10 protein-coding genes are annotated in these 12,500 nt (G+C 60.5%); 8 read left to right on the top strand and 2 right to left on the bottom strand.

Annotation, left to right across the window (positions count from 1 at the left end; all coding sequences use genetic code 11):
• The first annotated feature begins 63 nt into the window (after nt 1-63).
• From J5M56_RS19195 to J5M56_RS19160, 8 genes are all read left to right on the top strand, one after another.
• On the top strand, nt 64-834 hold the full coding sequence (locus tag J5M56_RS19195) for a TerC family protein (RefSeq protein WP_060480122.1): 771 nt from the start codon (nt 64-66) through the stop codon (nt 832-834).
• Nucleotides 835-1,255: 421 nt separating this feature from the next.
• Nucleotides 1,256-2,914 (top strand): Na/Pi cotransporter family protein, encoded by a 1,659-nt coding sequence (locus J5M56_RS19190; RefSeq protein WP_186476049.1) that lies wholly within the window; start codon nt 1,256-1,258, stop codon nt 2,912-2,914.
• A gap of 30 nt (nt 2,915-2,944) precedes the next feature.
• Nucleotides 2,945-4,351 (top strand): pitrilysin family protein, encoded by a 1,407-nt coding sequence (locus J5M56_RS19185; protein ID WP_186476050.1) that lies wholly within the window; start codon nt 2,945-2,947, stop codon nt 4,349-4,351.
• A gap of 144 nt (nt 4,352-4,495) precedes the next feature.
• Nucleotides 4,496-5,518, top strand: a complete 1,023-nt coding sequence (locus J5M56_RS19180) for a DUF5924 family protein (RefSeq protein ID WP_207937553.1) — start codon at nt 4,496-4,498, stop codon at nt 5,516-5,518.
• A gap of 75 nt (nt 5,519-5,593) precedes the next feature.
• Nucleotides 5,594-6,727, top strand: coding sequence for an MlaE family lipid ABC transporter permease subunit (locus tag J5M56_RS19175; protein WP_186476052.1), 1,134 nt, complete (start codon nt 5,594-5,596; stop codon nt 6,725-6,727).
• On the top strand, nt 6,724-7,515 hold the full coding sequence (locus J5M56_RS19170; RefSeq protein WP_207937552.1) for an ABC transporter ATP-binding protein: 792 nt from the start codon (nt 6,724-6,726) through the stop codon (nt 7,513-7,515). Before J5M56_RS19175 ends, J5M56_RS19170 begins: the two co-directional genes overlap by 4 nt.
• Nucleotides 7,516-7,518: 3 nt before the next feature.
• The gene (locus J5M56_RS19165; protein ID WP_207937551.1) at nt 7,519-8,457 is read left to right on the top strand and encodes an MlaD family protein; all 939 of its coding nucleotides are present in this window, start codon (nt 7,519-7,521) and stop codon (nt 8,455-8,457) included.
• Entirely contained in the window at nt 8,454-9,077 is a 624-nt protein-coding gene (locus J5M56_RS19160; protein ID WP_207937550.1) for an ABC-type transport auxiliary lipoprotein family protein, read from the top strand. Before J5M56_RS19165 ends, J5M56_RS19160 begins: the two co-directional genes overlap by 4 nt.
• Here J5M56_RS19160 and J5M56_RS19155 read toward each other — a convergent pair.
• Together J5M56_RS19155 and gltP are read right to left on the bottom strand one after the other, a co-directional pair.
• Nucleotides 9,059-10,288 (bottom strand): spore maturation protein, encoded by a 1,230-nt coding sequence (locus J5M56_RS19155; RefSeq protein WP_186476055.1) that lies wholly within the window; start codon nt 10,286-10,288, stop codon nt 9,059-9,061. The genes J5M56_RS19160 and J5M56_RS19155 overlap by 19 nt on opposite strands.
• Nucleotides 10,289-10,484: 196 nt before the next feature.
• Entirely contained in the window at nt 10,485-11,813 is a 1,329-nt protein-coding gene (gltP, locus tag J5M56_RS19150) for a glutamate/aspartate:proton symporter GltP (protein WP_186476056.1), read from the bottom strand.
• Nucleotides 11,814-12,500 lie beyond the last annotated feature (687 nt).

The raw sequence follows: 12,500 nt of genomic DNA, 5'->3' as shown, positions 1-12,500 counted from the left end.
GCATCACCCCACGCGGTGCACCGGTGAAAAGGTGCACCGCCTTTATCGTTCGAAGGAATACACATGGAATGGCTGACCAGCCCGGAAATCTGGGTTGCCTTTTTCACCCTCACGGCGCTCGAGATCGTACTCGGGATCGACAACATCATCATGATCTCGATCCTGGTCAGCCGCATGCCCAAGCACATGCAGCCGCGCACACGGATCTTCGGCCTGGCCTTGGCCATGGTCACCCGCATCATGCTGTTGCTGTCGATCACCTGGGTCATGCGCCTGACCAACGATCTGTTCGTGGTGCTCGGCCAGGGCATCTCTGGCCGAGACCTGATCCTGTTCTGTGGCGGCCTGTTCCTGCTGTGGAAAAGCTCGCAAGAGATTTACCACGGCCTGGAAGGTGAGGAAGAAAGCGCCGATGAGCCCAAGGGCGCCGGTGGCAAGTTCCTCTACACCATCATCCAGATCGCCATCATCGACATTGTGTTCTCGCTGGACTCGGTGATCACCGCCGTGGGCATGGTCTCCCATGTACCCGTGATGATCGCCGCCATTGTGGTCGCAGTGCTGGTCATGATGGCCTGCGCAGGCGCTATCAGTGACTTCATCGACAAACACCCGTCACTGAAGATGCTCGCACTGTCGTTCCTGATCGTCGTGGGGACCGTACTGATCGCCGAGTCTTTCGACGTGCACGTCCCTAAAGGCTATGTGTACTTCGCCATGGCCTTCTCGCTGGCGGTCGAAGCGATCAATATCCGGATGCGCACGGCACTGGCCCGCAAGCAAGGCAAGGAGCACGATCCAGTCAAACTACGCAAGGACGTACCGGGTCAATAAACGCCTGCACCTGCCACCTTTAGGGCCTGAAGGCTGATGCCAGTCAGCTGCAAGGCCCTATGTCCCATCCCTTGGGGCCGCGCGGCCCTTCGGGTAATCCGCCCTAGGCAGCCCTGCGCCGCCTTTGATCAACGCTCCGACCTGTAGGAGCGGCTTAGCCGCGAACAGGCCCGCAACGGTCAACGAGACCATCGCACCCGCGAGGGGCTGCACAGATTTCCCTTCGGAACCCTTCAACGCACAAGCTTTGATGACACAAATATTTCAAATGACTTCAAGGCGTGCCAAGCTGGCGCAAGGTCTACAGAACAACTAAAGCTTGAGTAAGCACTGGAATAAACAACCCACCCCCGGGCCAGGCTTACGGCTTCACATATTTAGGCTCCGCCACTGGAGCTCGAGAACAAAGGGGGGCTCGACCATGCTGACTCTGCTTAACCTGCTCAGCGCCGTGTCCTTGCTGGTGTGGGGCACGCATATCGTGCGCACCGGTATCCTCAGGGTGTTCGGCTCCAACCTGCGCCGCGTGCTCGGCCAGAACATGAACCGCCGACCCTTGGCGTTTCTCGCTGGTATCGTCGTCACCGCCGTGGTGCAAAGCAGCAACGCCACCGCCATGTTGGTCACCTCGTTTGTCGGCCAAGGCCTGATGGCGATGACCCCGGCCCTGGCAATCATGCTTGGCGCCGATGTCGGTACTGCACTGATGGCCCGGGTCCTGACCCTGGATCTTTCATGGCTGTCCCCGCTGCTGATCTTCCTCGGCGTGATTTTCTTCCTTTCGCGCAAGCAAACCCGCGCCGGCCAACTAGGCCGGGTGGCCATTGGTCTGGGGCTGATCATCCTGGCGCTGCAGTTGATCGTGCAGGCAGCGGCGCCCATCACCCAAGCTCAAGGGGTGAAAGTGCTGTTCGCCTCGCTGACCGGCGACATCATGCTCGATGCCTTGGTGGGCGCTTTGTTCGCGATGATTTCGTACTCCAGCCTGGCTGCTGTACTGCTGACCGCAACCTTGGCCGGCGCTGAAGTGATCAGCTTGCCGGTGGCCATTGGCCTGGTGGTCGGCGCCAATATCGGCAGCGGCCTGCTGGCGTTCATCAGCACCAGCATGCAAAACGCTGCCGGGCGCCGCGTAGCCCTGGGCAGCCTGTTGTACAAACTGATCGGCCTGATCTTGATCATTCCGGTGTTGCACCCGCTGGTGGAGTGGATGGACAGCCTGAGCTTCAGCCCGCAAGAGCTGGTGATCGGCTTCCATTTGCTTTACAACACGCTGCGCTGCCTGATCATGCTGCCGACGGTCAGGCCCATGGGCCGCTTGTGCAACTGGATGTTGCCCGAGCGCGAGCCCAGCAATGGCCAGATACGCCCGCGCCACCTCGATGCCACGGCGCTCACCACGCCCAGCCTGGCCTTGGCCAATGCTGCACGAGAAACCCTGCGCCTGGGCGACATCGTCGACAGCCTGCTGGAAGCCATGCTCGGCGCCCTGCGCGGCACCCACACCGCCATACCGCAACAGGTACGGGCACTGGGCGAGGATGCCGAGGCACTGTACAGCGCGATCAAGCTGTATCTGGCGCAAATGCCACGGGAAGACCTGAGCGAACAGGACAACCGGCGCTGGGCAGAAATCATCGAGCTGGCGATCAACCTGAAATTGGCCTGCGACCTGATCGAACGCATGCTGCGCAAGGTGCAGCAGCAGAAAACCAGCCAGCGCCGCGAGTTTTCCCAAATAGGCCTGGAAGAACTGACAGGGCTACAGGAGCAGCTCCTGGCCAACCTGCGCCTGGGCCTCTCGGTATTCCTCAGCGCTGACCCGCAAAGCGCACGCCTGCTACTGCGCGAGAAGCGTCGGTTCCGCGCCCAGGAGCGGCGCCTGGCGCATGCCCATGTCAGCCGTTTGCAGCGTAAGGTAGTGCAGAGTATCGAGACCAGCTCGCTGCACCTGGAGCTGATTGCCGACATGAAGCGGTTGAACTCTTTGTTCTGCAGCAGTGCCTATGTGGTACTGGGTGGCTCGGACACTGGCGGGCTTTTGCTCGATAGCGTTCCGGAAGACGCCCACCCGACCTGATCTCGCACACCTGGAGACCTTCGCTCGCCCATGCGTTGCCTGATGTTCGTTTGCCTGCTGTTTTGCAGCCTGTCCTCATTCGCCCTCGATCGTTCACGCGTCGAGGGCTACCTGTTGCCCAATGGCCTGCAGGTGATCCTCAAATCCGGCTACGAACGTGATCACGTGGCAATTCGCCTGGTGGTGGGGGTTGGCCTGGATGACTTCGACTGCGAGCAGAAGGAGTTACCACACCTGCTGGAACATCTGCTGTTCACCGGTATCGACGACACCGGCGAGGGCGGCCTCGAGGAACGCCTGCAGAGCTTGGGCGGTGAATGGAATGCGTACACCAGCAGCGCCGATACCACCTTCGTGATCGAGGCGCCGGCACGCAACCAACGCAAGGTACTCGACCTGCTGCTGCAGATCATCCGTGACACGCGCATCGACGCCAAGGCTCTGGCCAAGGCCAAGCACATCATCGAACGCGAAGACGGCGGCCACTATGGCCACCTGCAGCGCTGGCTTGACCGCCAAGACATCGGCCACCCGGCCAGCGACCAGTTGGCCACCGAACTAGGGCTCAAATGCCCCGAGCGCTCCAATGTCGCAGACATGACGCTTGAACAGGTAAAAACACTGCGCGAACGTTGGTACGCGGCCAACAACATGACCCTGATCGTAGTGGGTGGCCTTGACCGCCTGCTGCCAGCCTACCTTGAGCGGTCTTTCGGTGAGCTACCTCCCACCGAACCGCAAGAGCGCCGCGACCTGGAAACCATCACCCATCAGGCCGAACAGCGCCGCGACCTTAGCCGCAGCCTGCTGGGCGATACCGTCAAGCTGCACTGGCTGTTCATCGAACCGGTACTCGACAATGACCATCAGCAGACTCTGGATCTGCTGTCGCGCTACCTCGACTGGGCTATCTACGACCAGCTGCGCCTACACAACGGCTTGTCATATGGGCCGTCCGTGCAACGCGAAAGCTTTGGCGACAGTGGCATGCTCAGCCTCAATGCTGACCTTGAACGCGACGACATAGACCAAGCCGTGAAAGTGCTGCAACAGTTGTTCGACCGGCTGCGCAAACAAGGCCTGGACCCGCAGACCTTCGAGCGCATCAAACAGGCCGCCGTCGCCAAGGAAAGCTGGAGCACCCAAGGCAACAGCGCGCTTGCCGACTATTACTGGGGCGCCCTGAACGACTATAACGACGGCCGCTTTGCCGACCCGGCACGCAAACTGCGCCAAGTGACGCTGGAGCAGGCCAATGCTGCCTTGAAGGATCTGCTCAAGGACCAGGGTTACTTGCGTATCGAAAAACCGTTTCTGGGCTATGACGAACTGTACGGTCTGCTGGCCTTACTGCTGGGGCTGCTTCTGGCGCTTGGGCTGTTGCGCTGGCGGCGGCACAAACCGCAGCAGCCGAGCGGCGCTACACGGCAGCAATGAATCGGCGGTATTCTTTTGCCAGTACCGGTTCTTTTTCGCAGGTTAACCTGCTTCCACAGGCATTCAACGCCTGCCCAGTGTCTGTGGGGGCGATTGTTCTGAGAAAAGGCTGGCGCAGCCACTTCATCCTTTTGTTGCAGACCCATGCCACCAATACCCCACTTCGTTCAACGCGTCATCGAGCTGCTCAAGCGCTACCCGGGCGTCATCGCCCTCGGCGGTTTCCTCTCTGGTATTGGAAGCTTCATTCTGGTCGATCGCCAGGCCAGCCTAGCTAGCTGGATCGCCATCCTGTTACTGGTCAGCTGGGTCTGGCTGATGCTGGAAAACACCCTGACAGGCTTGTTCGCACGTACCTTCAACCGCGAAATCCCGCAACCGCTGCTGCGCTACGCCACGCAGATGATTCACCAGGAAAGCCTGTTCTTCGTTTTACCGTTCTTCTTCATCACCACCACCTGGAACAGCGGGCAGCTTGTGTTCACCGGCTTACTCGGCGCCGCCGGGTTGATCTCGATCATCGATCCGCTTTATTACAAGTGGCTGGCCCCGCGGCGCTGGCTATTCCTGGCGCTGCACACCCTGACACTGTTCGCTGCACTGCTCACCGCGCTGCCGATCATCCTGCATCTGACCACCGCGCAAAGCTTCAAGCTGGCATTGATCATCGCCATGGCGCTGTCTTTCCCAAGCTTGCTGAGCAGTTTTCCGATCACCAGTTGGCGCCGCGGTGTAGCGCTGGTGGTGCTCACGCTGGCAGTCGGCGGTAGCGGCTGGTTGATGCGCTCGTGGGTGCCACCGGCAACGCTTTGGATGACCGATGTGGCGGTAAGCACCGAAGTGCTCAATCGCCAGCCCGGTGCTTCACTCAAGGAAATCGCCGCCAGCCGCATCCGCAGTGGCGGCCTGTACGCCTACACCGCAATCAACGCGCCACGGGGCCTGGACGAGCGTATCTACCACGTATGGCAAAAGGACGGCCAGGAAGTCGATCGGATTGCCCTGGATATCCACGGTGGGCGCAAGGAAGGTTACCGGGCATGGACCCACAAGCAGAACTTTCCGCCCAACCCGGTGGGCAAGTGGCAGGTGCGCGTGTTGACCGAAGATGGCCAGGTGATCGGCGTACTGCGCTTCAAGGTCGTGGACGACGCAGCGTCCCAGTGAGGCAGGCATCGTCGATTTTAAGCCAACCGCTCTAGGCCCACTGCGCTATGATCAGCCTCTAGCCCAGCCGGATGCATGGAGCCTATGACCACCCCCAGTGCCACCCTGGACACCAGTCGCCAACCGGCCTGCCTACGCATCACCGGTGACTGGACCCTGGCTCACTATGCCACTCTCAAACGCGACAGCGAGCACCTGCGCACGCAGTATGGCGCCGACGCTGTTGCCGACCTCAGCCAACTCGGTCGTCTGGACACTGCCGGCGCCTCATTGCTGGCCGAATTACTGGGCGCAGAGCGGCTCTCGCACTGCACCAACGACCTGCCCGAATCCAGCCGTGCCCTGCTCAAGAATGTGTACTGCTCGGTGCAAGACTACTGCATCCCGGTCAAGGCGCCTGAGCGTAATGTGCTGGCGGTCTTGCTGGAGCGTATCGGCTGCGCGGTCGGCGCCATGTGGCAGGACACCATGCAGTTGCTCGGCTTCCTCGGCCTGATCATCGAAACCCTGCTACTGCGGCTGTTCCAACCGCACCGCTGGCGCGTCACCCCGGTGGTCGCGCATATCGAGCAGACCGGTCTGGATGCTGCCCCCATCGTCGCACTGCTGACGTTTCTGGTAGGCGCCGTGGTGGCCTTTCTGGGTGCCACGGTACTGGCCAACTTCGGCGCAACGGTGTTCACCGTCGACCTGGTGGCGTTCTCGTTTCTACGCGAATTCGCCGTGCTGCTGACCGCCATTCTGCTGGCCGGCCGTACTGCCAGCGCCTTTACTGCGCAGATCGGTTCGATGAAGGCCAATGAAGAAATCGACGCCATCCGCACGCTGGGCCTCAACCCGATCGAACTGTTGGTGGTACCACGGGTGCTGGCGCTGCTGATTTCGCTGCCATTGCTAACTTTCGTTGCGATGGTCTGCGGCATCGTCGGTGGCGCGGTGGTCTGCGCCCTGTCCTTGGGCATCTCGCCGGCCATGTTTCTCTCGCTGTTGCAATCGGACATCGGCGTGCAGCATTTTCTGGTCGGCCTGGCCAAGGCCCCAGTGTTCGCCTTCCTGATCGCCGCGATTGGCTGCCTGGAAGGCTTCAAAGTCAGCGGCAGCGCCGAATCGGTGGGCGCCCATACCACCTCCAGCGTGGTGCAGTCGATTTTCGTGGTCATCGTACTGGATGCGGTGGCTGCGCTGTTTTGTATGGAGATGGGCTGGTGAATGGCGAGCAAGCAGTGATCCAGGCGCGAGGCATCTGCAACCGCTTCGGCAGCCAAGTGGTGCACCAGAACCTGGACCTTGACCTGTACCGTGGTGAAATACTCGCGGTGGTCGGCGGGTCGGGCAGCGGCAAGTCGGTATTGCTGCGCAGCATCGTCGGCCTACGCAGGCCCAACGAAGGGCAAGTGAAGGTCTTCGGCGAGGACCTGGCAGGTTTGCCCGAGCAACAGCGGTCGCAGGTGGAACGCCGCTTTGGCGTGCTGTTTCAGAGGGGCGCGCTTTTTTCGTCACTGACCGTCACCGAAAATGTCGCGCTGCCATTGATCGAACATGCCGGGCTTTCACGCGAGGATGCCGAGCACCTGGCCGGAGTCAAGCTGGCACTGGCCGGTTTGCCAATTTCCGCGGCTGACAAATACCCCTCGTCGCTGTCCGGCGGCATGATCAAGCGCGCCGCCCTGGCGCGGGCCTTGGCGCTGGACCCGGACATCCTGTTTCTCGACGAACCCACCGCAGGCCTGGACCCAATTGGCGCCGCTGCCTTCGACCAGTTGATCCTGACCCTGCGCGATGCGCTGGGCCTGAGCGTATTTCTGATCACCCACGATCTGGATACTCTCTACACCATCACCGATCGCGTCGCCGTGTTGTCACAGAAGAAAGTCCTGGTCGCAGGCCCTCTGACCGAGGTCGCACAAACCAACGATCCCTGGATCCACGAATACTTTCACGGCCCACGCGGGCGCGCCGCCGAGCAGGCTGCCGCGAACGCCGAGCAGGAGCGCTGACCCATGGAAACCCGAGCTCATCACGTTCTGATTGGCCTGGTCACCGTTCTGGTGGTGGCCGGTGCCATGCTTTTTGGCCTGTGGCTGACCAAGTCCAGCGTCGACGACGCCTTCAAGGATTACGAGGTGATCTTCAACGAAGCCGTGTCGGGCTTGTCCCGCGGCAGCCCGGTGCAATACAACGGTATCAAGGTCGGGGATGTCAGCAGCTTGCGCCTGGACCCAAATGACCCGCGTCGGGTGCTGGCCCGGGTACGCCTGAGCGGCGACACGCCCGTCAAGGAGGACACCAAGGCCAAGCTGACCCTGGCCGGGGTCACTGGCAACTCATTCATCCAACTCAGCGGTGGCACCCCGCAAAGCCCGGAGCTCAAAGGCAAGAACGGCAAGTTGCCGGTGATCGTCGCCTCACCCTCGCCAATCTCTCAACTGCTCAACGACAGCAGCGACCTGGTGACCAATATCAACCTGCTGCTGCACAACGCCAACCAGATGTTCTCACAAAGCAACATCGACAATCTCAGCAGCACCTTGGCCAACCTCGAGCAGACCACTGGCGCCTTTGCCAATCAGAAGGGCGGTATCGGCGATGTGATCGAGCAACTGAGCCAGGCCGGCAAACAGGCCAACGCCGCCCTTGCCGAAACCCAGGCTCTGATGCACAACGCCAACAGCTTGCTTGGGGCGCAGGGCAAGCAAGCCATCGGCAGCGCCGAGCAGGCCATGCAGTCGCTGGCCGCAAGTGCAGCAACCCTCAACAGCCTGCTGCAAGACAACCGCCAATCCATCGATGATGGCGCCCAAGGGCTCAATCAGTTGACCCCGGCCATCCGTGAGCTGCGCGAAACCCTCAACGCAATCAAGGGCATCTCACGGCGCCTGGAGGCAGACCCAAGCGGCTATCTGCTAGGTCGCGATAACAACAAGGAGTTCCAGCCATGACCCTACCGCTGCGCCTGTTGGTCTTGGCAGCTACCTTCACCCTGGCCAGCGGCTGCTCGGTGCTGCCGCAGAGCGAGCCAGTGGATCTCTATCGTTTGCCAGTCAACCAAGCCAGCCAGAGCGTCACGGCAGTGGGCTGGTCGCTGCGCCTGAACAAGCCGCTGGCCAGCGAAGCGCTGGCCGGGCCACGTATCGCGGTGGTGCCGCAAGGCAATGTGATCAGCAGTTACAAGGGCGCCCGCTGGAGCGACCCGGCACCGGTGCTGGTGCGCAACCGGCTGCTCGATGGCTTCCAGCGCGATGGCCGAGTGCAACGCCTGAGCGCGGACGACAGCAACCTGCAGGCCGATTACGAACTGAGCGGCGAGCTGCAAGCCTTTCAGAGCGAATATCAGCCGGGGGGCAAGGTGGAGGTGGTAATCCGCTACGACGTGCGCCTGGTCCAAGGCCGCAGCCAGCGCATTCTCAGCAGCCAGCGCTTTGAAGTACGCCAACCGCTGGCAGATCCCCAAGTGTCAGCCGTGGTCGCCGGCTTCGGCGCGGCCAGCGACAAACTGGTAGGGCAGGTGGTGAACTGGACGGTGGCGCAAGGCACCCAGGCTCAGGCGAAGAACCAGTAGCACACGCAGATGGCAGCGATTACGCCGGACAACTCGGCCAGCAAGGCACAGCCAACGGCGTGGCGCACGCGCTGGATACCCACGGCGCCGAAATACACCGCTACCACGTAGAAGGTGGTTTCCGTACTGCCTTGGATGGTTGCTGCCACCAAGGCCGGGAAGCTGTCGACACCTTGAGTCTGCATGGTCTCGATCAGCATGGCCCGCGCCGCGCTGCCGGAAAACGGCTTGACCAGTGCGGTGGGCAGGCCATCGACGAAGCGTGTATCCAAGCCCATCCAGTTGACTGCGTGGCGGATGCCATCCAACAACAACTCCAGCGCGCCTGAGGCGCGCAGCACACCGACCGCCACCAGCATCGCCACCAGGTATGGCAGCAGGCTCTTGGCCACATCAAAGCCTTCTTTGGCGCCTTCGACGAAGGTTTCGTATACCTGCACCCGCTTCAATGCGCCGATGACCAAAAACAAAATGATCACCCCGAACAGCGTCAGGTTGCCGAGGATCGAGGAAAGGCTGGCGAGCGCGGCAGCCGACAGGGTGCCCAGGAAGGCCATGAAACCGCCCAGCAGCAGTGCGCCAGGGATCAGATAGGCGAGCACCACCGGATCCCATAGGCGCAGGCGCTGCATCACAGCCACCGACAGCAGCCCTACCAAGGTCGATGCACTGGTCGCCAGGAGGATCGGCAAGAACACCAGGGTAGGGTCAGTTGCGCCTTGCTGGGCGCGGTACATGAAAATGGTTACCGGCAGCAGGGTCAGCGACGAGGCGTTGAGCACCAGGAACAGAATCTGCGCATTGCTGGCCGTCGTACTGCTGGGGTTGAGTTCTTGCAGTGCACGCATAGCCTTCAGGCCAATGGGTGTTGCGGCATTGTCCAGGCCCAGGCCATTGGCGGCGAAGTTCATGGTGATCAGGCCCAGGGCCGGGTGGCCAGGGGGAACTTCCGGCATCAGGCGGGCGAACAGTGGCCCCAATACCTTGGCCAACCATTCGACGATACCGGCTTTTTCGGCGATCTTCAGAAAGCCCAACCACAGGGTCAGGGTGCCGAAAAGCAGCACCATGACCTCCACCGACAGCTTGGCCATGGCGAAGATACTCTCGACCATTGCCGCGAAGATCCCGGCATTGCCACCCACCAGCCACTGGGCCAGCGCGGAAACTGCCGCTACGAGGAAAAAGCCGAGCCAAAGGCCGTTGAGCATCCGCATGTACCCCTTGAAAAATGCCCGAATGATAGCGCATCGCAGCTTATGGAACGTCGATCGTTGCAGGCGCGGGGTTACCCGCGAAGAGCTCGGCAAACAATGACAAGACAATTGCCACTATAGGTCCGGCAATGGACACACAGACAACAAAAAGCCCCGACAAGTCGAGGCTTTTTGTTCGAGTGAATCAGGGTCAGCGCTTGGCAGCCTCACCAACGACGACGGCCTGCTGCTTGTCCGCCATCAGCGAGGCATAGTACTGCTCACCTTTGGCGGCATCGTACATACCTTCCCATCGTGCAATTACCAGGGCGGCCAGGGCGTTGCCGATCACGTTCAGGGCAGTACGTGCCATGTCCATGATACGGTCGACACCGGCGATGAACGCCAGACCTTCCAGCGGAATACCCACGCTGCCCAAAGTAGCCAGCAGCACTACGAAGGACACACCCGGTACCCCGGCAATGCCTTTGGAGGTGACCATCAGGGTCAGCACCAGCAGCAACTGCTGGCTCCAGGACAGGTCGATGCCATACAGCTGGGCGATGAAGATGGCCGCGATGCTCTGGTACAGGGTGGACCCATCGAGGTTGAACGAATAGCCAGTCGGCACCACGAACGAGCAGATCGACTTCGGCGCGCCGTACTTTTCCATCTTCTCGATCACGCGCGGCAGCACGGTTTCGGAGCTAGAGGTGGAGTACGCAAGAATCAGCTCATCTTTCATGATGCGCATGATCTTGATGACCGAAAAGCCGAACAGGCGTGCTACCAAGCCCAGCACCATGAAGGCGAAGAAGGCGATGGCGAAGTAAACCAACAGCACCAGCTTGGCCAGCGGCAGCAACGAGCTGAAGCCGAAGTTGGCAACGGTAACGGCGATCAGGGCGAACACACCGATAGGCGCGTAGTTCATGATCATGTGGGTGACCTTGAACATGGTCTCCGACACAGCCTGGAAAGTACGCACCAGCGGCTCGCGCAGGTCGGCCTGCAGGCTCGAAAGACCAAGGCCGAACATTACCGAGAAGAAGATGATCGGCAGCATCTCGCCACGCATCAGCGCTGCGAAAATGTTCGACGGGATCAGGTTGAGCAGGGTTTCGATGAACGCATGCTCATGCTGAACCTCCGCCGCAGTAGCTTGATACTTGGAGATGTCGACGGTGCCCAGGGTGCTCATGTCGATGCCGGCGCCCGGGTGGAAAAGGTTGGCCAGTACCAAGCCAACCACGATGGCTATGGTGGTAACCACTTCGAAATACAGAATGGTCTTCAGGCCGATGCTGCCTAGTTTCTTCGCATCGCCAACCCCGGCAATACCCACGATCAGCGACGAAATCACGATCGGGACGACGATCATCTTGATCAGGCGAATGAAGATGTCACCGGCGGGCTGGAGAACGTTACTGATCCACCAGGCCTTTTCAGCGCTGAAGTGGTTCAGCAGCGCGCCGATTGCAACACCCAGAACCAGACCGATAACGATCTGCCAGGCGAGGCTCAGTTTTGCCTTCTTCATGTCTTTACCCTTTGTTGTAGTGGTCACGGGTACCGACTGGAAAAGCGCGCAACAAAGCCGGTGGCAATGTCACGGGAGCTTTTGGCTTCCGTCCGGAGACCTCGTGTAAGGACACCGCGAGCGAGCGACAAGGCGCCCGTGCCAGCGAAAAAGGCGGCAACTATTGCGATGGCACAGCACGAAATCTAATGCCGGAAACGCATACCCTATACCGTTTCGGCATGGGCAAAGCGCCAGCATTTAATAGCATGTAAGTCATTGATTTATAACGTTCGGGAATCCGAACAGAGCTAAACCGCTATTTTTAGCCAGTTTTAGCGGGGGAAGGAGTGAGGTTCAAAAAGGCCTGTTCGGCAATCCGAATGGCAGAAATGGCACTTGCCTGGACTCTCTCGATCACTAAAAAAAGTGACGTGTGGTCGCAACAAAATGTGTCTTAACAGAGAAAGTAAGAAAGGTACTCATTGAGCTGTGGGATGGCGCCTCGGAAGCTCCGCCGGCGAGACATATTCAGCACGCCTGACCGGAAGCTTCCGATTCTGCCTTTCCTGACCCGGCCCACTACTGGAGGCACTCCCTGTACCCCTAGGCCACTCCGATCCTGCAACAATCAGAACAGCCCGGCCCCATGGTCATGCGTTACCCCTCCTCGGGGCGGCGCATCATAGAAGCGAAAACCATACGAAA

This window comes from Pseudomonas sp. 51_B (genome assembly GCF_017491595.1).
GTDB lineage: Bacteria > Pseudomonadota > Gammaproteobacteria > Pseudomonadales > Pseudomonadaceae > Aquipseudomonas > Aquipseudomonas promysalinigenes.
This window is presented reverse-complemented; position numbering and strand designations above follow the sequence as displayed.

Excerpts from the sequence above, each read along its gene's own strand:
- J5M56_RS19195 (WP_060480122.1), top strand. The coding sequence starts at position 64 with ATGGAATGGCTGACCAGCCCGGAAATCTGGGTTGCCTTTTTCACCCTC.
- J5M56_RS19180 (WP_207937553.1), top strand. The coding sequence starts at position 4,496 with ATGCCACCAATACCCCACTTCGTTCAACGCGTCATCGAGCTGCTCAAG.
- J5M56_RS19155 (WP_186476055.1), bottom strand. The coding sequence starts at position 10,288 with ATGCTCAACGGCCTTTGGCTCGGCTTTTTCCTCGTAGCGGCAGTTTCC.
- J5M56_RS19175 (WP_186476052.1), top strand. The coding sequence starts at position 5,594 with ATGGAGCCTATGACCACCCCCAGTGCCACCCTGGACACCAGTCGCCAA.
- J5M56_RS19190 (WP_186476049.1), top strand. The coding sequence starts at position 1,256 with ATGCTGACTCTGCTTAACCTGCTCAGCGCCGTGTCCTTGCTGGTGTGG.
- gltP (WP_186476056.1), bottom strand. The coding sequence starts at position 11,813 with ATGAAGAAGGCAAAACTGAGCCTCGCCTGGCAGATCGTTATCGGTCTG.
- J5M56_RS19165 (WP_207937551.1), top strand. The coding sequence starts at position 7,519 with ATGGAAACCCGAGCTCATCACGTTCTGATTGGCCTGGTCACCGTTCTG.
- J5M56_RS19185 (WP_186476050.1), top strand. The coding sequence starts at position 2,945 with ATGCGTTGCCTGATGTTCGTTTGCCTGCTGTTTTGCAGCCTGTCCTCA.
- J5M56_RS19160 (WP_207937550.1), top strand. The coding sequence starts at position 8,454 with ATGACCCTACCGCTGCGCCTGTTGGTCTTGGCAGCTACCTTCACCCTG.